19 protein-coding genes and 2 pseudogenes are annotated in these 22,379 nt (G+C 58.3%); 10 read left to right on the forward strand and 11 right to left on the reverse strand.

From position 1 onward, the window contains the following. Positions 1 to 22 precede the first annotated feature (22 nt). Positions 23 to 946, reverse strand: coding sequence for an aromatic amino acid exporter YddG (gene yddG, locus ACA048_RS11285; RefSeq protein WP_497629171.1), 924 nt, complete (start codon positions 944 to 946; stop codon positions 23 to 25). Between the two features lie 57 nt (positions 947 to 1,003). Beyond that, positions 1,004 to 1,798 carry a hypothetical protein gene (locus ACA048_RS11290; RefSeq protein WP_497629172.1) on the reverse strand — a complete coding sequence of 265 codons (795 nt, stop codon included), beginning with the start codon at positions 1,796 to 1,798 and terminating at the stop codon, positions 1,004 to 1,006. Positions 1,799 to 1,962: 164 nt separating this feature from the next. Here ACA048_RS11290 and ACA048_RS11295 point away from each other — a divergent pair, with 164 nt between their 5' ends. The 3 genes and pseudogenes from ACA048_RS11295 (at position 1,963) to ACA048_RS11305 (ending at position 4,146) form a co-directional block, all read left to right on the forward strand. After that, complete coding sequence (locus ACA048_RS11295) at positions 1,963 to 2,496, forward strand: chalcone isomerase family protein (protein WP_497629173.1); 534 nt, start codon at positions 1,963 to 1,965, stop codon at positions 2,494 to 2,496. A gap of 10 nt (positions 2,497 to 2,506) precedes the next feature. Continuing rightward, a complete protein-coding gene (locus tag ACA048_RS11300) occupies positions 2,507 to 3,031 on the forward strand; it encodes a DUF3833 domain-containing protein (protein WP_497629174.1) in 525 nt (174 codons plus the stop codon). Positions 3,032 to 3,107: 76 nt separating this feature from the next. Continuing rightward, positions 3,108 to 4,146 (forward strand): annotated as a pseudogene (locus ACA048_RS11305) (Nramp family divalent metal transporter). Positions 4,147 to 4,238: 92 nt separating this feature from the next. Here the strand turns inward: ACA048_RS11305 and ACA048_RS11310 are convergent. Then, entirely contained in the window at positions 4,239 to 5,132 is an 894-nt protein-coding gene (locus tag ACA048_RS11310; RefSeq protein WP_497629175.1) for a LysR family transcriptional regulator, read from the reverse strand. 113 nt (positions 5,133 to 5,245) lie between these two features. On the opposite strand from ACA048_RS11310, the gene ACA048_RS11315 reads away from it, so the two are divergent. Then, entirely contained in the window at positions 5,246 to 5,848 is a 603-nt protein-coding gene (locus tag ACA048_RS11315) for an NADPH-dependent F420 reductase (protein WP_497629176.1), read from the forward strand. Between the two features lie 100 nt (positions 5,849 to 5,948). On the opposite strand, the gene ACA048_RS11320 is transcribed toward ACA048_RS11315, so the two are convergent. Genes ACA048_RS11320 through ACA048_RS11330 form a run of 3 tightly spaced genes read right to left on the reverse strand, consistent with a single transcriptional unit; the run spans position 5,949 to position 8,542 of the window. Beyond that, positions 5,949 to 7,130 carry an acetyl-CoA C-acetyltransferase gene (locus tag ACA048_RS11320; RefSeq protein ID WP_497629177.1) on the reverse strand — a complete coding sequence of 394 codons (1,182 nt, stop codon included), beginning with the start codon at positions 7,128 to 7,130 and terminating at the stop codon, positions 5,949 to 5,951. A gap of 11 nt (positions 7,131 to 7,141) precedes the next feature. Then, a complete protein-coding gene (locus ACA048_RS11325) occupies positions 7,142 to 7,807 on the reverse strand; it encodes a CoA transferase subunit B (RefSeq protein ID WP_497629178.1) in 666 nt (221 codons plus the stop codon). A 36-nt stretch (positions 7,808 to 7,843) separates the two neighbouring features. Continuing rightward, positions 7,844 to 8,542 carry a CoA transferase subunit A gene (locus ACA048_RS11330; RefSeq protein WP_223512949.1) on the reverse strand — a complete coding sequence of 233 codons (699 nt, stop codon included), beginning with the start codon at positions 8,540 to 8,542 and terminating at the stop codon, positions 7,844 to 7,846. Positions 8,543 to 8,692: 150 nt separating this feature from the next. On the opposite strand from ACA048_RS11330, the gene ACA048_RS11335 reads away from it, so the two are divergent. Further along, positions 8,693 to 9,595, forward strand: a complete 903-nt coding sequence (locus ACA048_RS11335; protein ID WP_497629179.1) for a LysR family transcriptional regulator — start codon at positions 8,693 to 8,695, stop codon at positions 9,593 to 9,595. A gap of 37 nt (positions 9,596 to 9,632) precedes the next feature. Here the strand turns inward: ACA048_RS11335 and ACA048_RS11340 are convergent, their stop codons facing one another. Together ACA048_RS11340 and ACA048_RS11345 are read right to left on the reverse strand one after the other, a co-directional pair. Continuing rightward, positions 9,633 to 10,475, reverse strand: a complete 843-nt coding sequence (locus ACA048_RS11340) for an NAD-dependent protein deacetylase (RefSeq protein WP_497629180.1) — start codon at positions 10,473 to 10,475, stop codon at positions 9,633 to 9,635. Positions 10,476 to 10,563: 88 nt separating this feature from the next. Further along, complete coding sequence (locus tag ACA048_RS11345) at positions 10,564 to 11,610, reverse strand: class I SAM-dependent methyltransferase (protein ID WP_497629181.1); 1,047 nt, start codon at positions 11,608 to 11,610, stop codon at positions 10,564 to 10,566. Positions 11,611 to 12,110: 500 nt separating this feature from the next. On the opposite strand from ACA048_RS11345, the pseudogene ACA048_RS11350 reads away from it, so the two are divergent. From ACA048_RS11350 to ACA048_RS11360, 3 genes and pseudogenes are all read left to right on the forward strand, one after another. Further along, a pseudogene (locus ACA048_RS11350) lies at positions 12,111 to 13,440 on the forward strand (acetamidase/formamidase family protein). A 143-nt stretch (positions 13,441 to 13,583) separates the two neighbouring features. Beyond that, positions 13,584 to 14,420: an HvfB family MNIO-type RiPP peptide maturase gene (locus tag ACA048_RS11355; protein WP_497629182.1), complete on the forward strand. Its 837-nt coding sequence runs from the start codon at positions 13,584 to 13,586 to the stop codon at positions 14,418 to 14,420. Next, complete coding sequence (locus ACA048_RS11360) at positions 14,413 to 15,168, forward strand: HvfC family RiPP maturation protein (protein ID WP_497629183.1); 756 nt, start codon at positions 14,413 to 14,415, stop codon at positions 15,166 to 15,168. Before ACA048_RS11355 ends, ACA048_RS11360 begins: the two co-directional genes overlap by 8 nt. 143 nt (positions 15,169 to 15,311) lie before the next feature. Here the strand turns inward: ACA048_RS11360 and ACA048_RS11365 are convergent, their stop codons facing one another. The 3 genes from ACA048_RS11365 to ACA048_RS11375 are packed head-to-tail and all read right to left on the reverse strand — an operon-like array spanning position 15,312 to position 16,936. Further along, positions 15,312 to 15,488, reverse strand: a complete 177-nt coding sequence (locus ACA048_RS11365; RefSeq protein WP_497629184.1) for a hypothetical protein — start codon at positions 15,486 to 15,488, stop codon at positions 15,312 to 15,314. 36 nt (positions 15,489 to 15,524) lie between these two features. Next, a complete protein-coding gene (locus tag ACA048_RS11370) occupies positions 15,525 to 16,166 on the reverse strand; it encodes a transposase (RefSeq protein WP_497629185.1) in 642 nt (213 codons plus the stop codon). After that, on the reverse strand, positions 16,163 to 16,936 hold the full coding sequence (locus ACA048_RS11375) for a hypothetical protein (protein WP_497629186.1): 774 nt from the start codon (positions 16,934 to 16,936) through the stop codon (positions 16,163 to 16,165). The genes ACA048_RS11370 and ACA048_RS11375 overlap by 4 nt, the downstream gene beginning before the upstream one ends. A gap of 1,278 nt (positions 16,937 to 18,214) precedes the next feature. Here ACA048_RS11375 and ACA048_RS11380 point away from each other — a divergent pair. Next, entirely contained in the window at positions 18,215 to 18,550 is a 336-nt protein-coding gene (locus ACA048_RS11380; protein ID WP_497629187.1) for a phage holin family protein, read from the forward strand. Positions 18,551 to 18,867: 317 nt separating this feature from the next. Then, the gene (locus ACA048_RS11385; RefSeq protein WP_497629188.1) at positions 18,868 to 21,828 is read left to right on the forward strand and encodes an RHS repeat-associated core domain-containing protein; all 2,961 of its coding nucleotides are present in this window, start codon (positions 18,868 to 18,870) and stop codon (positions 21,826 to 21,828) included. The last annotated feature ends 551 nt before the right edge of the window (positions 21,829 to 22,379 follow it).

Here is a 22,379-nt window from a genome sequence, read left to right on the forward strand (position 1 = left end):
ATTGACGTACGAGGTAGTTGCTTTACTCGTTCGACGTTATCGAACGTGTTGCGACAGACTTCTCGGTGGATCGCGTAGTGGCAATCACCGCGCCGCCGATGATCAACAGCGCGGGCACGATCAGGATCGGACCGGCCTGGCTGTCGCCCACGGTGATCAACAGCAGCGTGGAAATCAGCGGCGCCAGGTAGGAAAGCGCCCCCAACGTCGCCAGACTGCCGTGCTTGGTGGCGTGGTCCCAGGCAAAAAACGCCAGGCCCACCGGTCCCAGGCCAAGGCAGGTGATGGCGGCCCATTGACCGGCATCCGGCCAGACCGTGGTTTCAAACAGCAGATGGCAGATCAGCCCGCCGACGGCCACCAGACCGCAAACGCCACCGATGGTGTTGCTGGGCACTTCGCTGAACCGTCGATTGAACACCGAATAAACGGCCCAGATCAGCGCACAGCCAAACGCCGCGAGATACCCGGCCACCGGCATCGCCGCACCCGCCGCCGGTGCATGTTGCTGCATGATGAAAGCGGTGCCGGCGAGCCCCAGCAGCGCGCCGAGCATCTGCCGCTTGTGCAGCTTTTCCCCGGCCGAGAATGCCGACAGCAGCACCAGCAACAGCGGCCAGAGATAGTTGATCAGGCTTGCCTCAGCCGCTGGCGCAGCCTTGAGCGCGAAAAAATACAGCGCGTGATAGACGAAAATCCCGCTGAACCCGGTCGCCCAAACGGCCCAGGGTTGTCGCCAACTGCTGAAGCCAGCGATGCCGCGTCGCCCCAGAATGACCACGCTCGCCGCGAAGGCCACGCCGAAACCGAGTGTCATCAGCTGAAAGGGCGGAATACCTTTGGTGAGGGTGGTCAGCAGCGCGAGGCAGGACCAGAGGAATATGGCAATAACGCCGATGGCGGTGGCTGAACGGGCAGTGCGCACCTGGAGCGTGGCGTGATTCATGTCTGGTCCTTCAGCACGGTGAACGGGCGACATCCTGGCCCGCAGCTGTAAAGGAGCTTAGCGGTTGATCGCGGATCGTCCAGGCTGAGTCGTCGCCTTGACCGGGCGTGCCAGCAATTGCCGGGTGACCCCGAGCATCGCCACTGATACCGCGACGCCGAGGGCGAACGCGCTCAGCCCCATGTGCGGCAACGCCAACGCCAACACCAGACAAAACGCCGCGAACGAATACATGCCCGTGGCCGTGGCACGCAGCAATGCGGCGGTAAACGCCGGGCCACGGGTTTGCTGGGAGAACACCGCCATCACGCTGCCCAATACCGGGAACACCGCGAGCAAGCCACTCCAGCGTTCGCCGACGGTGCTGGCCAGCAGCGTGACGGCGAGGGTGAGCAGGGCGCCGGCAATCATGCGCAACAGCAATTTATCGGACTTCGGCGCCGGGCCGGATACAAGCGGCTGCACCTTGGGGAACAGGTAAGGCGCGGCGAGCAGCGCGGTCGCAGCGGCAATGACCGAAAACACCAGGGACGGCGGGATCAACGACAGGATGACAGCCACCAACGCCCAGACGGACAGCGAAACCACCAGCGCCAACGGCCAATCCGCGCGCTGGGCAACCTGGGCATAGGTCACGCAGAAGGCAATCATCGCGAACATCGCCGACAACGCAGCCGTTGCCGATTGGGCGGCAAACACTTCGCCTTGCTCAATGGCGAGGAACAACAGAATCGGCCCGACCACCACCGGTAACCCGGACAGCCAGCCGGCCACGCTGGGGCCCCAGCGTTTACCGGCCAGGGAGATCAGCAACAGAAATCCTGGAATCACCAGCAGTTTAAGCATCAGCACGCACGCGTCTCCGACCTGAGTGGGGCGCTAACGTTAGCACTGCGAACGTAGGATTGCTTTAGGAATGAGGAGATTTTGTATACAAAGCTTACGGCTCAAATAGTTGTACAAAACCATGCTTTGCGTATAAGTTTTTAGCAGGTGCCCAAGGTGAAAAGAACGCAATGAACAGACTCCGATTACGCCTGCACCATGGTGTGTTGTTGCTGGGGTTGGCAGGCACCCAGGTCTTGGCCAATTGGCAGGAGGCATTGCCCGGTGCGCAGATTATCGGCACCGGCGAGTTTCGGGTGTTCGGGTTCGATGTTTACAACGCTCGGCTCTGGAGTGCGGGCCGGCCCTTGTCGCCGGACCAGCCGTTTGCCTTGGAACTGATCTATCAGCGCAGCATTTCCCGAGATGATCTGGTACAGGCCAGTGTCGATGAAATCAAGCGGTTGTCCGGCGCCTCGGTCAGCACTGAGCAACTCGAGCGCTGGAAGGTGCAGATGCAACAGTCGTTCGTCGATGTAAAAGCCGGCACCCGCATTACCGGCGTTTATTTGCCTGGGCAGGGCGCGCGGTTCTTTGTCGGCCAGCAGCCGCAACACGACGTGAAAGACCCGCAATTCGCCCGGGCCTTTTTCGATATCTGGCTCGACCCACGTACACGTAATCCCGAGTTGCGCCAGCAGTTGCTGGGCAGCGCCAAGCCTTGAGGTGAATGACATGCTAAAGAATCTGCTGCTGGTGTTGTGCGTCTGCCTGGCCGGTTGCGGAGTCGATGTGCAGCGCTACAGCGAGCAAAACCCCAAGCTCGATCTACCCGGGTTCTTCGTCGGGCGAGTGGATGGCTGGGGAATGTTCCAGAAGCGCTCGGGCGAGGTGATCAAGCGCTTTCATGTGCTGATCAACAGCCGAATGGACGGCCAGAACCTGATCATGCATGAAGCCTTTACCTACAGCGATGGCACCAGGCAGACCCGAGTCTGGACGTTGTACCCAGACGGCCCTGGCCGTTGGCGCGGTACGGCCGGCGATGTGGTCGGCGAGTCCCACGGTGAGGTCGCCGGCAACGCGCTGCACTGGGGCTATGAACTCAGTCTGCCGGTGGACGACAAGGTCTACCAAGTGCATTTCGACGACTGGATGTACTTGCTGGACGAAAACACCATGGCCAATCGCTCAGCCATGACCAAGTTCGGTGTTGAGTTGGGCCAGGTGACAATGTTCTTCCGCCGCCACGGCGCCTGATACACGGGTATTTGCCCTTGGGCGCATGGGCTGAAACCTCTAAGCTGCGCTTTTCGACCTGTCGACGGATGTTTGCGTGAAATTCAGCTTACCCAAAGTCGCCACGGCGCCGTTCTGCCCGCCGGAAGTGGCCGGCACTGTTGCCGTTGATCCGCGCGCATCGTTCTTCCAGCGGTTGCTGCGCTTTGCCGGGCCGGGTTTGCTGGTGTCCATCGGCTACATGGACCCGGGCAACTGGGCGACCGCGATCGAGGCCGGTTCTCGGTTTGGCTACAGCCTGTTGTTTGTGGTGTTGCTGGCGAGTCTGGCGGGGATGGTGGTGCAGTGCCTGTGTTCGCGCCTGTTTTTTCGTCGAATTGCTGCTGATCAAACCTTACTGGCCGGATGTGGCGCGCGGCTTTACGCCGTCACTGTCCGCGATTGGCGATGCCGCGCCGCTGTATCTGGCCATCGGCATTCTCGGGGCCACGGTGATGCCGCATAACTTGTACTTGCACACTTCGATTGTGCAGACCCGAATGATCGGCAAGGACCTCGCCAGCAAGCAGGACGCAGTGAACCTGGCGCGCATCGACACCATCGGCTCGCTGGCGCTGGCGCTCCTGGTCAATGCGGCGATATTGATCCTCGCGGCGGCCGCGTTCCACAAGACCGGGCATACCGACGTGGTGGACATCCAGGACGCCTATCACTTGCTTGATCCGCTGGTGGGCGGGGCGTTGGCGAGCGTGTTGTTCGGCGTGGCGTTGCTGGCGTCGGGGCAGAGCTCGACCTTTACCGGCACCATCGCCGGGCAGGTGATCATGGAGGGTTTCCTGAACCTGCGGATTCCATGCTGGCAACGGCGCTTGATCACCCGTGGGCTGGCGCTGATTCCGGCATTCATCGGGGTGTGGTTGATGGGCGACAGTGCGATTGGCAAGTTGCTGGTGTTGAGCCAGGTGGTGTTGAGTATGCAATTGCCGTTTGCGTTGTATCCGTTGATTCGCATGACCAACGATCACGCGTTGATGGGGACGTTTGTGAATCGCTGGCCGACGCGGGTGTTGGCGTGGGGGTTGTTTGTGGTGATCAGTGGGGCCAATTCCTGGTTGATCTTGCAGTTTCTGGGGTGACTGTCAGGGCCTCTTCGCGAGCAAGCCCGCTCCCACATTCGATCGCGGTCAAATGTGGGAGCGGGCTTGCTCGCGAAGAACGATGACACGGTCTAGTGCTGAAACGCTTCGACCACAAAATCTATGAACACCCGGGTCTTGGCCGGCATCAATGTCCGGCTCGGGTAGTACAGCGAAATCGGTCCCGCATCCGCGTGCCAGTCGGGCAGCAAGCGCACCAGTTCGCCACGCTGGAGGTGGGCGCTCACGTCCGGCATCACCAGCAGCGTCACCCCCAAACCGAGCAGCGCCGCTTCGCGCATGGCCGCCGGGTCATTGAGCACGATGGTTTCGCTCAGATTGACCGGCGCCTCATGACCCGCGCCATTCTGCATGGCCCACTGACGAATTCGCCCGGTGCGGCTGCCGCGCATCACGATGCCGTTGAATCGGGACAACTGCGTCGGATCGTCCGGTAACGCTCGTCCCGCCAGATAAGCGGGAGACGCCACCGCCACCACATCCGCCGCTGCCAGCGTGCGCGAGACCACACCGGGTGTCAGTTCGAAGCCGCCGCCGATGGCCGCGTCGTAGCCTTCGGCAATCAAATCCACGGGGCGGTTTTCGAAGTGCCATTCCGGTTTGATCAATGGATAACGCTCAAGGAAGGCCGGCAGCAATGGCAGCACATGGCCGATACCAAACGTCGGTGCGAGGCTGACTTTGAGCACGCCGGCAGGCTCGCCCCGGTCGCTGCTCACTGCATTGATTGCCGCCTGCAACGCCTCCAGATTGCCGCCAATGCTTGCCAAAAATCCCTCGCCGGCCTCGGTCAGCGACAGCTTGCGGGTCGAGCGCTGGAACAGCCGCACACCGATGTTTCGCTCAAGCATCGCCACGTTACGACTGACTGCAGCGGGCGTCAGCGCCAGCAAGCGTGCTGCCGCGGAAAAGCTGCCGGTTTCGGCGCTACGTACAAAGGACTCAAGATTGGCGAGGGTTTCCATAGGCGGCACCTGCTAGTAATGCTTGAAAATCATTCAAAGCATTACCGGCTAATCAAGCGCTAATGGCAAGCGCAGTATTCACTCCAACGACCCCCCCCTCGGAGTGAAAATTCATGAACACTATCGGAATCATCGGCGCCGGTGCCATCGGCGCAGCCTTTGCCAGAGCCCTGTCGCGTCAAGGCATCGAACTGGTCATCGCCAACAGCCGCGGACCGCAAACCCTGGCTTCGCTGGTAGAAGAACTCGGGCCAACGGCGCGTGCCGGAACCCGCGAGGAGGCTGCCGCACAAGCTATCGTGCTGGTCGCGGTCAACTGGTCGAAGTTGCCGACCGCGCTCGCCGGTCTGCCGGATTTTGGCGGACGGATTGTTATCGACGCCAACAACTCAATCGAGGCGCCGTCGTTCAAGGCGGTGGATTTGCAGGGGCGCACCTCCAGCGAAGTGTTTGCCGAATGGGTGCCCGGTGCGCGGGTAGTGAAGGCGTTCAATCACCTTCAAGCGCGTTTTCTGGAAAGCGATCCGGCAGCGGAGGGCGGGCGGCGGGTGCTGTTTCTCTCGGGTGATGATGCCGATGCGAAAGCTCAAGTGGCGGCGCTGATCGAACAGCTGGGCTTCTTCGGGATTGATCTTGGGGAGTTGAGCATCGGGGCGCGGCTGGTGCAGTTTCCAGGCGGTCCGCTGCCGGTGCTGAATCTGGTGAAATTTGCCTGATGGCCAGACAAAAAGAACCCGGTGCGACGTGAGTCGCACCGGGTGTTTTGCCAGACGGCGAACAGATATTCGTGGGTCCCCGCGCCGTCTGTTGAACGCTTTACGCCCGTTCGATCGCCAATGCCACGCCTTGACCACCACCGATGCACAGGGTGGCGAGGCCTTTTTTGGCGTCACGCTTGATCATTTCATGCAGCAAGGTCACTAGCACGCGGCAGCCCGATGCACCGATCGGGTGACCCAGCGCGATAGCGCCGCCGTTGACGTTGACTTTGTTCAAGTCCCATTCCAGGTCCTTGGCCACCGCCAGCGATTGCGCGGCGAACGCTTCGTTGGCTTCGATCAGGTCCAGTTGATCGATGGACCAACCGGCTTTGCTCAGGCAACGGCGTGTGGCCGACACCGGGCCGATGCCCATGATTGCCGGGTCAACGCCTGCGTTGGCGTAGGCCGCGATTGTTGCCAATACCGGCAGGCCGAGGGCCTTGGCTTTGTCGGCGCTCATCAGGATCACGGCGGCGGCGCCGTCGTTCAGCGACGACGCGTTGCCTGCCGTCACCGAACCGTCCTTTTTGAACGCCGGTTTCAGCTTGCCCAGCGCTTCAGCGGTGGTGCCGGCGCGCGGCTGTTCGTCAGTGGCGAAGGACAGCGGATCGCCCTTGCGCTGAGGAATCAGGATCGGCGTGATCTCATCGACAAAACGCCCGGCTTCGATGGCAGCGGTGGCTTTTTGCTGGGAGGCGGCAGCGAAGGCGTCCTGTTGCTCGCGGGTCAGGCTGTACTTCTCGGCGAGATTTTCGGCAGTGATGCCCATGTGGTAATCGTTGAACGCATCCCACAGGCCGTCGCTGATCATGGTGTCGACGATTGGCGCGTTACCCATGCGCAAACCGGTGCGCGCACCCGGCATGACATAGTTGGACAGGCTCATGTTTTCCTGGCCGCCGGCAATGATCACGTCGGCATCGCCGCAGCGAATCGCCTGGGTGGCCAGGTGCAGGGCTTTGAGGCCCGAACCGCAGACCTTGTTCAGGGTCATGGCCGGCACGGTGAACGGCAAGCCGGCCTTGATTGCGGACTGGCGCGCAGGGTTTTGCCCGGCGCCGGCGGTCAAGACCTGGCCCATGATCACTTCATCGACCTGAGCCGGATCGAGCCCGGTTTGCGCCAGCAGCTGGCGGATCACCGCAGCGCCCAAATCAACGGCGGACACACTCGCCAGCGCACCCTGGAAACTGCCGATGGCTGTTCGGGTGGCGGCAACAATAACGACGTCTTGCATGGACTGATTCCTCACTGGGCAGCGAACTGCATTTCCGGTACATGATCGGGGACGATCAGTTTACCCGCGGTCTTGGCGATGATTTCCTCAACAGTGACGCCAGGTGCGCGTTCCTTGAGGACAAATGCGCCATTTTCGATTTCCAGGTAGGCCAGGTCGGTCAGCACACGCTTGATGCAACCGGCGCCGGTCAGCGGCAGGCTGCATTGGGTCAGCAGCTTGGACTCACCGTCCTTGGACGCGTGAGTCATGATGACGATGATGTTGTCTGCACCCGCCACCAGGTCCATGGCACCGCCCATGCCCTTGACCAGTTTGCCGGGAATCATCCACGAGGCGATGTTGCCTTGCACGTCGACTTCAAAGGCGCCCAGCACGGTCAGGTCGACATGGCCACCGCGGATCATGGCGAAGGATTCGGCCGAGGAAAAGATCGAAGCGCCGGTTCGTGCGGTCACGGTTTGTTTGCCGGCGTTGATCATGTCGGCGTCGATGGTTTCTTCAGTAGGAAAAGGACCCATGCCCAGCAGGCCGTTTTCCGACTGCAGCATGACTTCCATGCCTTCAGGGATGTAGTTGGCGACCAGGGTCGGAATGCCGATGCCCAGGTTGACGTAGAAGCCGTCCTGCATTTCGCGGGCGACGCGTTGAGCCATTTGTTCGCGGGAAAGTGCCATTGTTGTTATTCCTTCATTCGGTCCGGGGGCAGGGGATCACTTACGCACGGTGCGCTGTTCGATGCGCTTCTCGAACGTGCCGCAGATGATCCGGTCGACGTAGATGCCAGGGGTGTGGATCTGCGCCGGGTCCAGCTCGCCGGGTTCAACGATTTCTTCGACTTCGACCACGGTGATCTTGCCGGCGGTGGCGGCCAGCGGGTTGAAGTTCTGGGCGGTGTGGCGATAGATCACGTTACCGAAATGGTCGGCTTTCCAGCCTTTGACGATGGCGAAGTCACCGGTGATGGACTCTTCCATCAGGTACTTGCGGCCATGGAATTCGCGCACTTCCTTGCCGTCGGCGACCGGGGTGCCAACGCCAGTCGCAGTGAAGAACGCCGGGATGCCGGCGCCGCCTGCGCGCATTTTTTCAGCGAGGGTGCCTTGCGGGGTCAGGACCACTTCGATGGCGCCGCTGAGCAGCTGCTCTTCGAACATCTTGTTCTCGCCGACGTAGGACGCCACGACTTTGCTGATCTGCCGGTCTTCCAGCAGCACGCCAAGGCCAAAACCGTCGACGCCGCAGTTGTTGGAAACCACGGTGAGGTCGCGGGTGCCTTTGCGTTTGATCTCGTTGATCAGGTTTTCCGGGATCCCGCACAGGCCGAAGCCGCCGGCGATCACGGTCATGCCGTCTTCAAGACCTGCCAGAGCTTCCTCGTAGGAACTCACGCGCTTGTCGAAACCTGCCATATGCACCTCTTTTATTCTTTGTGGGCGGCTGGCTAGCCGAATGGGAGGGAGTGTCTCGCTGTTGTATTCATTTGTTAAGTTGATTTTTAAGGTGGATTGATAGATAAAACTCACCAATCGATCATCCGTATTGCGTTGGAGCCACCGGCCATGACAGTCAAGCAGATCCGCGCCTTCCTGGCCGTGGCCCAGAGTCTGAGTTTTGCCGTGGCCTGCGAGCGCCTGCACCTGTCGCAATCGGCGTTGAGCCTGACCATCAAGGCGCTGGAGGAGGGCCTGGGCGGGCGCCTGTTCACCCGAAACACACGCAACGTGGCGTTGACCGCCGAGGGCGAATCGCTGGTGCCGCTGGCCCGCCGGTTGATCGCCGATTGGGACAATGCCGAGGACGAACTGCGCCAACGCTTCACCCTCCAGCGCGGCCGCGTGACGCTGGCGGCCATGCCATCATTTGCCGGCAACCTGCTGCCGCCGATCCTCAAGACGTTCCGCGCGCGTTATCCCAAGGTCAACGTCACGGTAAATGACGTGATCAACGAGCAGGTGCTGGAAATGGTCCGTGATCGCCAGGTGGAACTGGGCGTGGCGTTTGAGCCGACGCAGAGTTCGTCGTTGGCGTTCACGCCGTTGTACATTGACCGGTTCGTGGCCGTCGTGCCGAAGGATTCGCCGCTGATTGAGCTTGATGATATCGACTGGCAAACGTTGCTCAAGGAGCCGTTCATCACTTTGCAGCGACCGTCGACGTTGCGGGTGATGCTGGAGGAACACTTGCAGGCGCGGGGGATGAAATTGCCGGTGGAATTTGAAAGTCATCAGTTGGCGACGGTCGGCAGGATGGTCGCCAGCGGGTTGGGCGTGAGCGCGGTGCCCGCGTTGTGCGCCGGGCAGATGCAGGAACTCGGCGCACGGTGCATTACCCTGCGTGATCCGGTGGTGGAACGGGCCATCGGCGTATTGACTCAGCCTGGGGTTGAACTGTCGGCGGCGGCGCAGGCGTTGTTCGATATCCTCAAGGAAGAAAACCTTGGCCTGAGCCTGTCGGCCAGATGAACACCGCTCCCACAGGGGGATTGGGTTTTTTCAGTTGTCAGGTGGTTAGGCGCTGGGCCAGCAGGGGCAAAAGCTGTTCGCACGATCCTTCAATCTTGAAATCCAGAATGTCATCCGCCCGGGTCTTCCCCAGATTCATCGCAATCAATGGTTTCCCTTGATCCACCACCGCCCGGCACAGCCGAAACGCCGAATACGCCATCAACGAAGACCCGACAACCAACAGGCCCGCAGCCTTTTCCACCGCCGCCATCGCCTTGGCCGCCGTCGCCTGCGCCACGTTCTCGCCAAAAAACACCACGTCCGGTTTCATCCGCTCGCCTGCGCAATGCGGGCAATGGGGCACCTGAAACCGCGCTTCAAATGACGGATCCAGCAAGGTATCGCCATCCGGCGCTTGCACCGCATCGACCCCGACCAGGTAAGGATTCTGCGCTTCCATCAATAACTGAATGGCATCCCGTTCGCTGCGTATCCCGCAATCCAGGCACAGCACCCGGTGCAGGCTGCCATGCAGTTCGATCACATCATGGCTGCCGGCCTGATCGTGCAGGGTGTCAACGTTCTGGGTGATCAGGCCGCTGATCTGCCGGGTGCTTTGCAAACTGGCCAACGCTTCGTGCGCGACGTTCGGTTGCGCCAGGTGCACGCGCGGCCAACCGAGCATGGCCCGTGCCCAGTAGCGTCGACGTGATTGCGGGGTAGATAGAAATTCCTGGTACATCATCGGTTGCCGGCCACGTCGCACGCCTTGGTTGTCGCGGTAGTCCGGAATGCCCGACGGGGTGCTGATACCGGCGCCGGTCAGCACCACAAACGGCTGGTCAGCCATCAATTGCCGAAGCCGCTCGAGTTGTTCGCGCAGGAGCCTGTCGAGCATATTCAACACTCCGGGGAGGGCCTTGAGTGTGTGCAGCGTAGCAGACCGATCACCCGGACAGCGCGCCTGTCCGGGTGCTGACCGGTGGTTATTTACGCGCTTCCAGAATCAGGTTGAACGGTGTTTCAGTGGCGCGCCGGAACGTCTTGAACCCCGCCTCGGTGAAGACCTTGCGCAACCGCGCTTCACCGGCTTGGGCGCCGAGCCCGAGGCCGACTTCCTGGGACAGCGAGTTGGGCGTGCAAATGAACGTCGACGCCGCGTAGAACAGCCGTCCCACCGGGGTGATGTTGTCGTCGAGCGAGTCGTTGGCGAAGGGCTCTACCAGCAACACCGCGCCGTCCGGTTTCAGCGATTCAAAGGCATGTTTGGCCGCACCCACCGGGTCGCCCATGTCGTGCAGGCAGTCGAAGTAGCAGACCAGGTCATAGTCGGTGCCGGGGTAGCTCTTGGCGGTGCCCTGGAAGAACCGTGCCCGTTCGGACACGCCGCCTTCTTCGGCGCGCTGGGTGGCGACTGTGACGGAGGGTGCGTGGTAGTCGAAACCGACAAACCGCGAGTTCGGGAACGCCTGGGCCATGATCACCGTCGAGGCGCCATGCCCGCAGCCGATGTCCGCCACTTTGGCGCCAGCCTCCAGCTTGGCCACCACGCCGTCCAGGGCCGGCAGCCATTCGGCGATCAGGTGCGCTTTGTAACCGGGCCGGAAAAACCGTTCGGTGCCGCTGAACATGCACGGATGGTGATCGCCCCAGGCCAAGGCGCCGTCGCCGCGCATGGCCTTGACCAGTTTGTCCTTGTCATGGAAAAACGACGCGACCACGCCGATACCACCGGCCACATAGACCGGTGAATCTTCGTTCGCCAGCGCCAGGGCTTGTTCTTCGGGCAGGCGGAATTGGCCGTCGAGGTGTTCCATGTAACCGGAAGCCGCGTGGGCGCTGAGCCATTCGCGCAGCAGGCGCGGGTTGCAGCCGGTTTTGTCGGCGAGGGTTTCAGGGCTGATGGGCTGACTGTCGGCCATGGCCCGGTACAGACCGAGCTCCTCGCCGAGGATGACGTTGGCGAGCATCGCCGCGCCGCCCATGTCACTGACCAATTTGCCCATGAAATCATTAAGTCTGGCCTCGTCCATCACGTGTGCTCCTTCAGCAGGATCACGGTCCAGAGGCAGTATTTATCGAGGCATTCGCTTCTGGGCGGTGGTCGTTGGAATGAACAGGACGCCAAGCACGTCCTGGGTGCATTAAGTTTAGTTCGTGGCCTGTGTGCCGCGGCCTGGAGCGACGAACCACCATTTCCCGAAATGACACTAAACCCCTGTGCGAGCCTGCTCGCGATAGCGGTGGACCCGTCACCGTCCATGTTGAATGTAAGTCCCTATCGCGAGCAGGCTCGCTCCCACAGGGAATTTGTGTTCTCACAGGGGATTGAAGGTGTGTATCGCACTGTATCTAACCCCGCTCCCGATACAGTTTTCCCTACTGCGGGGCACTGCCGAACACAGCCCGGATACAAACCTGCGATGAACTGTAAAGGCCGTCCAGCACCCGAACACCGGTTCTGCCCAGGCATCTGATGGTCGTCGCAACAGGCGGCCGTCTTCGCTCCTGACTCCGTGAAGGGAACCCCCTGATGACTACGCTTCAGACTGAAACCAAACCCGTCAATCGCCTGCGCGTCGACCATTACACCCAAGGCATCATCGGCCCAAGCCAGCCCATGCTCGGGCCGCTGGCCGACGGTGGCACGCTGATCACCGGTACGCCGCCGGGCTGCTGGGGGCCGATGATTACGCCGGCCTTCGAAGGTGGCCACGAAGTGACGCAACCGGTGGCCATCGCCGGTGCCGAAGTCGGCGATGCGGTGGCGATCAAGATCAAAAGCATGCGCGTGACCTCGCTGGCGACGTCATCCGGGGTCATGAGTTTTGTCGAGGGGCGCTACAACGGCGATCCGTTCGTCTCCAAATTCTGCTCCAAGTGCGGCACCGACCATCCGGCGAGCCACGTCGAAGGCATCGGCGAAGATTCCATTCGTTGCAACAACTGCTGCGCCGAAGTCAGCGCGTTTCGTTTCAGCCACGGTTACGTGATCGTGTTCGATGCGCAGAATCAGGTCAGCCTGACGGTCAATCAGGACGTCGCCAACCAACTGGCCGTCAATGCGTCCGAGATGTCGGCACTGCCGGAATTCGCCGCCCAGCATTCGATCCTGTCGCTGGCCCGCGCCGATATCCCCGGCGTCGCCGCGCACATGCGGCCGTTCCTCGGCAACATCGGCACCACGCCGTCCCGTGACTTGCCCGACTCGCACAACTGCGCCGATTTCGGCCAATACCTGATCAACGCGCCGCACCGTTTCGGCATGACCCGCGAAGAACTGCACGCAGCGAAGACCGATGGCCACATGGACACCAACTCGATCCGCGCAGGGTGCGTGCTGATCTGTCCGGTCAAGGTGCCGGGCGCCGGGCGCCGGGGTGTACATGGGCGACATGCATGCCCAGCAGGGCAACGGCGAGATCGCCGGGCATGCCACCGATTGCTCCGGGGAAACCGAAGTGCAGGTGGAAGTGATCAAGCACCTGACGCTGGAAGGGCCGATCCTCCTGCAAAACCTTGATGACCTGCCGCCCATGGCCCGGCCGATGAATGCCGAGCAGCGGCAGAAAGTCCGCGAACTGGGCGAACGCTGGGGTCAGCATGAGATCGAGCAGAGCGGCCCGATCACCTTCATCGGCAGCGGCGAGAACCTCAACGTCGCGGTGGAAAACGGCCTGAAACGCGCCGCTACGGTCACTGGCCTGGCGTATGACGAAGTGCTCAACCGCGCGACCATCACCGGCTCCATCGACATCAGCCGCTTGCCCGGCACCGTTCGCGTGACCTTCCTGTGCCCGATGACCGTGCTGGACCAGATCGGCATCGGTCATCTGGTGCGGGAGAAATACGACCTGGCGTAATGCCAACCCACGGGTCTGTACCGAAGTGTGTACAGACCCTTCACTGATACATCCGCCGCGAATTCTGCCGTAACCGAACACAGCCCCGATACAGCGCTTCGATTAACTGTGATTCGGTTACGGCAATCATTGAGATCGACACCATGCAGACCTCTTCATCAACCAAGGCCACCGTCGGGCTCGGCCTGCGTCGCGGCTTAATGAAAGACCTTCAGGCCGCCCGCACTGGCGATTTCGACTTTCTGGAAGTCGCGCCGGAAAACTGGATCGGCATCGGCGGCGCCCATGGCCATGCGTTGCGCGCCCTGGCCGAGCGTTTCCCGTTGTCCTGTCACGGCTTATCGTTGTCCCTCGGCGGGCCGGCGCCGCTGGACGTCGGGTTTCTGCAAGAAGTCCGGGTGTTCCTCGACCATTACCGGGTGCCGCTGTACAGCGAACATTTGAGCTATTGCAGCGATGACGGTCACCTCTACGACCTATTGCCACTGCCGTTTACCGAAGAAGCGGTGCATCACGTGGCTGCGCGCATCCGTCAGGCCCAGGACATTCTTGGCCGGCGGCTGGCGGTGGAAAATGTCTCCTACTACGCCGCGCCGCAGCAGGACATGGACGAGGTGACCTTCACTAACGCGGTGTTGCGCGAGGCCGATTGCGACCTGTTGCTGGACGTCAACAACGTGTACGTCAATTCGATCAATCACGGTTTCGATCCGCACACGTTTCTGGCCGGCATCGACTCTGGTCGGGTGGTGGCGATGCATGTGGCCGGGCACTTCGATGAATCCGACACTTTGAAAATCGACACCCATGGCGCCTCGGTGAAACCGGTGGTCTGGTCGTTGCTGGCGCAGGCCTATGCCCGGTTCGGCGCGCAACCGACGCTGCTGGAGCGGGATTTCAACTTCCCGGCGTTTTCCGAATTGATGGCCGAATTGCAGACCATTCGCCGCTTGCAAACCGAGGGGGTGAACCGTGGATAAGCCTAGCCTGTTTGAACAACAAACCACCCTGGGCCGCTACCTGCGCGATCCCGATCACTGCGCGCCGCCTGGTGAAATGAATGCCGCGCGGGCGCAGGTGTATCGCGACCTGATTTTCGCCAACCTGTCGACGTTGCTCAGCGGGACGTTTCCGGTGCTGATCAAGATACTCGGTGATGAACAGTGGCGCACGCTGGTGCGGATTTTCCTGAGGGACTACCGCGCGCGCACGCCGAAATTCGGTGAGATTGCCCAGGAGTTTGTCGAGTTTCTCGCGGCAGAACCGCAGGCATTGAGCGAGGGCACATGGCCGCCGTTCATGGTGGAATTGGCGCATTACGAGTGGGTCGAGATGGCGTTGCAGCAATCTGATGCCGAGCCGTTAGCGCCGAGTGATGTAGCGTTGATCATGGCGCGGCCGTTGCAGGTTTCGCCACTGGCGTGGCCGCTGGCGTATGGCTGGCCGGTGCAATTGGTGGGGCCGGACTTTCACCCCGAGGCAGCACCCGCTCAACCGACTTTATTGCTGGTGCGGCGGGCGGAAGACTGGAGCGTGAAGTTTTCGGAGTTGAGCCTATTGGCGTGGCGGTTGTTGCAGCGTATTGCGGAATTTCCCGAGCTGAATGGGCGTACGCAGTTGGAAGGGCTGGCGGTGGAGGCAGGGATGGCCGGGTCGCCGGAGTTTATGGAGAGCGGGGTGGCGTTGATGCGGCAGATGCATGGAGAAGGTGTTTTGGGCATGGCATGATCGTGCCCTTGCGAGCGACACTTCAGACCTTCCCTAAAGCTGAATTGGGCAGTTTTCAGCTCAGTTTGCTTCCTTGAAGAACCGTAAAAAGGCGACAAACCTTGCCGGTTTGCCGCCTGATGAGTCTCTAAGCGAGAACCGCCTTAGCCGTTTTGTGGCACATTCCTGATTTCCTTGATTGCGTGGATATTACCCACATTGAATCGCAAAAATATGCCCTGGCACGGCTCCACCAGGGCGGTTTTTACCGGTGTGTTAATCACTTTGGTTCCGGCATGAAGCAGCGGAGTTTCGTTCCAGTTGGTCATTGGCTTGCTCATACAAATTTCCTTTTTTGACTGATTGGGCTGCTATGGCTACCCACGTTGGAGCAGGGACAGCGTTTGTTCAAAAAGCGCTGCTTCCTGCGTAGCGATGCCGGGATAAGTCGGCACGTAGTTTTCGTCGAAGCACCAGGCCTCTTCGGTTTTTGTCGCCTGCCGAGGATGAATGATCAAACTCAGTGAAGCGGACAATGTTTCAGGTGGGAGTTGCTTGTGTATTTCATACAACGGCGCCATGTGCAGAACATGACCCGGCGCAAGTTTTAAAGTGCGCTCCTCACCCAGTGAAGGTTTTATTCCGGCTTGCAACGGTGCGCGATCAAGGATTGTTCGCATGGTTGTTGTATAGCCGTCGCCACTGTAACCCACTGCATAGATTTCAAAGTCGTGGGTGTGGTTCATGTGATAAATGAAAGTTTCGCTTTCATCCTGTGTAATGATCGGTGACCAGAAGCCCAGTCGCACCGTGAATAAGTCCTCGTTATGCAATACAAATGCGTAAGGGTTGTAAAGACTATTGCGAGTGCTGAATCCATTTTTTTGGAGGTTGCTGTAAAGATGCTCGCTCAGTAATGTGCGGTTGTTCGCCAATTGTACTAAGTCATCAATGATGTTTGGTACATCCCGTTGCAAGTCATAACGTGCCATGCGCTCAACGAATGTACTGAGTTTCATACGGCCTCACTGTATAGATCCAGCAAATGATCCAGGCGACGGTTTTGCAATTGGCGCAGCAGCGGTATGTAATGCAACGCGATCTGTCGATCTTTCTGATAAATCATTTGAAATGCTCGCCAGGCAACGGCAGGGTGGTAGTGATAGATCAGCTCTTCGGCCACCTTGCCAGCCTCTGGATCCTGCGCCGCTTCAAGCAATTCAAGGCTGACGAGATAGCGCGCGGCGCTGTCGTCATGGGGGAACCAGGCGATTTTGCATAATGACTCACGGTCAAACACACTGATGTCGGCACTTCGATGAGGCAGGTTGATACTGCCGATAAATGCTTGATCGCCTTCGCCTGGCGGATTGCAGTCGAACAATGTGTTGCGACCGTCAATCACCACGGGATTGCCTTCACTGACGGTCACGCTGTCTTTTATAGTTAACCGCTCCTCTGTGACACTGTACGGCTGAATCGTAAAAGACTGATGATTGATGGCAAATAAAATGCTGTAACCGGGCACTGAGTAAAGTGCGGAGGAATTCGAAGTATTTGGAATCTTGATACTGATATTGCCGAAGTCATTGCAGTGCAGAGTCAGTGTGTTTGTGTGCGGGTTGACAATATCCAGGAGCGCAGCGCGACGCACGTTTGTATCGCTGGGTTTTTCCTGGTTGTCTAAGGTGGCCAAGAGTTTTTTGACTTCCGCTGTCATGTCCAGTTTTTTTATGATCGCTACTATTTTTTCAGGATTGGTTTCTTGTGAAATAAGTGTGGTGATCATGGCGTGGCTTCGAGTCATTATTTTGTTGCTGAAAAGTATTACGCCCGGTTTCAAATAGGGGCAATCACATAGTTGTTACTAAATGTTGTTTTTGTTTTTATGGGGGGTCGACTCGATTGCTCGGCGATAGAGTAGTCAATATAGCTTTCAGGAAAGCAAAATCAGGGCTGCGTACCGTTGGCGTCTTGTGCCGTATTGCATTAATAAGACGGGGTAAATCTACGCTGTTGGAATCTATAGGGATCGGAATCTATAGGAATCCGATTTAAATGAAATTTTCTCAAAAGAGGGAAATTCACTTTGTTCATACGAATACTGCATTGTCATTTCAGAGCGTTGTGAATGCCGTGCAATGGAGAGGTTTTGTGTTCGTGGGTTGCAAATAACAGTTTTGAGAAGTTTTGACTTTGTACATTCAGGTTGGCAGGCATGATTCTACGCTTCGAGTTGCCTTGGGCAAATCTGAGCTTTCTTCGCTGAACTAATCGATGACGGATCGCTACGCCTGGACATCCCCAGAGACCGTGAAGGTAGCTTCGATCCTATCCTTGACGATCGTCCACTTGATCCGCAACAACGTTGATTACGCGGCGTTTTGCGGTTCTGTACGGAGATCGATTCATCAGGCAGCCTGTGAAATGAAGGCCTGTCTGACAGCAGGTCGTTACCGGCCGGCACACAAAAAATTTGCCACCGGTTAACTGATTTGTTAGTTAGCCCTTGATCAGACGAGCCTTGCCATGCCTATCGACATCCAAAGGGCAGTAGCCTTCCCTGGGATCGAGAGAGGGCCCGCTAGCCCATCGCCGATTGCAACAGCGAAAGGGTGCAAACAGCTTTCCTGGTTGCATAGAACCCCACCAGCACATGACCCCCACCCAGATTCTTGTCATGGCCGCCATGGATTCGAAAACCCGCGTTATTTAGTGTCACTCGCTTTGGGTCTGACAGCATCCGGTGTAAGTAGCGTTCTGCCAGACCTCACTGAACTAAAATAGTCTGCGAGCCTGATCAGGAAATCTCAATACCAGTGATTCAATTCCCGTCGCGTCCAAAAGACTAGTCTGCATTGTTTTTCGTCCGAAGTAAGGGGGGAGTATTAGCGATATAGTCCACGTTCCCGTCATTGTAGAGCGATATCTGCATTGCAGAAAATCTAATCCGCTTGCCGTAAATCGACGGTGAATAGGAGTCTGAAAACATATAGTTAATGGACGTGGCGTAGGAGGGTAGTTAAAACGTTGGTAGTGCTTGTTTTTTAATGAAATGGTGAAAAGTATGAATGATGATGATCCGTTATCCGGTTTTTTTAGTTCGTGGGTATACGTTGTCATCGCCGCCACAGGTGGAGTGATTGGACACATGATGCGCAAGCTCGGTGCTCGTCAAACAATAAAACTTGGCGAGACGGCGTTACAAGGGGTTGGCGCAGCATTCGCGGGGTATCTCGTGCTGTTGGGGTGTCGTTCTGCTGGTGTTACACCGGAAGTTTCCGGCGTCATTATTGGGTTGTGTGGTTGGCTGGGGGCGGATGCGACGCTGATGTTGTTGCAATCCTATATTTATAAAAAGCTGAATATCGGAAGCGCTCAAGATGGTGGCGAAAAAAAATAGAAACTTTGGTATGAGCTTTGTCGGTCATCAATAATGCAATTTATTAACGAGGGCGATATGTTTGTGGGGGGTATTCATCCAAAGATTGGCGTGGTCATTCGTTGCTCCTGTTGCTAGGGCTAAAGTTTTGGTTTCAGGTCTTTGCTGTGCTCTGGCAGCGGGCAGTTTTATAAGAAAGACACAGGGCTGGGTTGAGTGCGGCTTTATCAGTACTTAGTAGCCAGCGCGCATGGTTTCCTAGATAGAACACTTCCAAAGTGTTGACTAAGTGTTGTGATCGGATCGTGTTGCTTTAGTTGCGGATGATAAAAAAGCACATGCTTAAAGAGGTCATGGCGCATGTCGATTTTCCCCTTGAGGACTTCACCATGGGTACTGTTTCCAACCAGGCCACCGCCGAGCTCTGCCACGGCACCCCGATGGTGGCAATCATGGACAACCGTGGGTTGTCCGTGCGCGCGCTGGAGTTCAATCGCAACCTTGCCGGCGAAGCGGTTCGTACGCTGATTGCCCGGCAAACCTACACCGTCACCGGACAGCCTTTGAGTCACTTGGACGCGCGGTTGTTTGCCGCGCAGGCAGGCAATCCGGACGTGGTGCCCAACTTCCGTTATCACTGCTCGTTGTCCGGCCAGGTGTTGCGCAGCCAGAGCCAGGACGCGGGCAATCAGGTGACGCTGTTTGACATCGTCGCCAGTCCGTTTTGGCAGCAAGGCAGCCGGGGTCAGACCAGTCGCTTCGACTATGACGAAGTGCATCGCCTGACCACGGTGCATGAGCGCGATAGGTCGACGGAACCTGAGCGTATCAGTGAGCGCCATGTCTATGGCGAAGGGCTGGTCGAGGCCGTCGCGGGCAATTGTCGGGGGCAACGGGTGCGAAGTTATGACTCTGCCGGGCTCACTGAAGCGACCCGCTATACCCTGAGCGGACAGCCGCTGCACGGGGGGCGCCAGTTCTTGCAAGACCCACTGGCGCAGAGTGACTGGCAAGGGGAGGAGGCCCAGTGGCAGGCATTGCTGGAGACCGAGCGCTATTCCAGCCGCCTGGACTACAACGCACAAGGCGAGGTGTTGCGCAGTATCGATGCCCGCGGCAATCAACAGCACCAGTCCCTTGACGTGGCGGGACAGTTGGCCAGCAGTGCCTTGCGCCTGGCCGATGGCATCGCGGAGCGTCCGATTCTGGTCGCAATCAGTTACAGCGCCGCCGGCCAGGTGTTGCAGGAGCGGGCGTTCAATGGCGTGGTCACCGAGTACACCTACGAGGCGCAAACCCGGCGCTTGAGCCGGCTGCGCACGACACGGCCGGTGCAGAGCGGGCGCAACACGCTGCTGCAGGACCTGAATTATTGCTTCGACCCGGTGGGCAACATCCTGTCGATCACCGACGCCGCCATTCAAACCCGGTATCACAACAACCAGCGCATCGAACCGGTGAACAGCTACGGTTACGACGCCCTGTACCAGTTGTTGAGCGCCACGGGCCGGGAGAACGCCAATGCCAGCCAGCAGGGGCCGGTTTTGCCGACCCCTGAGGTGCCGATCGCTACGGACCCGAACCAATTCAGCCAATACACCCGCCTGTACCGGTACGACGATGGCGGCAACCTGACGCAAATACGGCACCAGGGTCGGCAGCATTACACGCTGGATATGCTGGTCTCGCCGAGCTCCAATCGCGCGGTGCGCCAAACCGGGCAGCTGTTGCCGGCAGAAGTCGAAGGGCATTTCGACGCTGGCGGCAATTTGATCGAACTGGCCCACGGGCAACCGATGAGCTGGGACGGGCGCAATCAATTGCAGCGGGTCGCCCAAGTGGTGCGCCCGGGCGGTGAGGACGATGCGGAGTATTACCAATACGACGGTGACGGCGCCCGCGTGCGCAAAACCACCGACAGCCATAACAGCACGTTGCTGCGCCGTGCCCAGGTGCTCTACTTGCCGGGACTGGAGCTGCGCCGGACCCAGCGCTTACAAGGCGCCAGCACCTACACCGAGGAAGAGTTGCATGTCATCAAGGTCGGTTCGGCCGGCCGCCAGCAGGTGCGGGTGCTGCACTGGGAAACGGACCAGCCTGAGGGCATCCCGAATGACCAACTGCGCGGCAGCCTGGACAACCAGCTGGGTTCGAGTCTGCTGGAACTGGATCAGCAGGCCGACATTCTGACGCTGGAAGAGTATTACCCCTACGGCGGCACGGCGGTGTGGTCGGGCAAAAATGCCAGCGAAACGAAATACAAGTTTGTGCGGTACTCGGGCAAGGAGCGTGATGCAACGGGGTTGTATTACTACGGTTTCCGTTACTACGCGGCGTGGTTGGGCCGTTGGTTGAATCCGGATCCGGCGGGGACGGTGGATGGGTTGAATCTGTTTCGGATGGTGGGCAACAACTCGATCAACTACATGGACCCTGATGGTCAAAACCGGATTTCTAAAGAGTTTGTATGGTCCGGCCATATGAAGGCTCTTGAAGACGCCTCGAGAAAAGGTAATTTCGCCGTCAGCTTCAGGTCGGCAGGCAAAGCGACACTGGATGCTTTGGCGAAAGGTGCCGCAGCGAAAGGGCATAACATACTCGAAAAAACCATCAAAAAGAGTTCTATCGAGAATGCGTATGGGGCTGAAAAAGCGCCCAGTGTGCTGGCGCAAGTAAAGTCGGCTGGAATTGAAGGGTATGTCGGTCACTGGGACAAGACGGGGTTGGTCGGTATTTATCTCAGCGGTGAAAAAGAACTTGACCAGCCCATCTATCCGGTCGATGTTAAAGATCTTGAAGGCAGCCTTGCTTCATTAAAGAGCCAGGAAAATTGGTCGGCGACCCCCTTCACAGGGGACTATGACATGCATGACCTTATTACATTCCGAGGAGCAGGGCGGCCACGTACAGTGTTGACGGATTCAAAAGAGGAACAAGGCATTATTGATATGATGAATAGGCATGTCGCAGCGGTCGATCTCAATAGGCCCTTTGACGTTAAACAACGAAATGTAATAAGGCACGGACCTCAAGTTAATTTCTTGTCCCATATGGTGGCTTCTGAATCTGATGAGGTTACTCTCTCCGAAGGTGTACTAGGGGCGGTGGCGCGGCCGGGAGAATTTCCTGTGGCCATGCTCGACAGAGGGCGGTGGACAGTTTTAGAAAATATAGAACAGTTGGATTCGTACTATACAGGTGTCGGCGCACGAATTAAGGAAAGTTGGAAGCCAGGAGGTGTTCGAAATTTCAAGGGTGATAAAATTGTAAATTTGGGGCGGAAACCTTACCGCAGTTGATGATCCGCCAGGCTATATAAACTGTAAAGCTCAGACCTAATCTGACAGTTACCGGGTTTTTGACGGTGACTGTCGGGTCTATTCAGCTAGCTGGATTCTCGTCTTTGAACTATTCCACGTCGATGACAGCCTCATCGAATAAACAGTGGTCATTCATATGGCTAAATTGGCAGCGCAGTAAACCGAATCTAACATTCAGTCTGTAGGCAGAGCGGGATGATGCTCGCTTCGATATGTAGCGAGTAACAACCGACTCTAATCGCCGCAAATATACATAGCACTACGATTTCAGACCTTTTGTTTTTTCTCTCGTCTTTATGTTTTATAAAGGACACTGCAAAGGTGTTAAAACATTATAGAGAGGCATCGCAATGCGCTGGGCAGGCTTGAGCCCTCAGCGTCGGTTTTCTTGCGGGCCTATCAAGTTTTTTATCGATCTTGCGAATGATTTGACTCATTAAGTTTCGTACTTTCTGCGTGCTGGCTCGTCTGTCCATGGCTGACAGCGCACTGCACTTCGGTTTTCAATAGAGAAAATTTCTGGGAATAAT

Source organism: Pseudomonas sp. LBUM1659 (assembly GCF_059716045.1).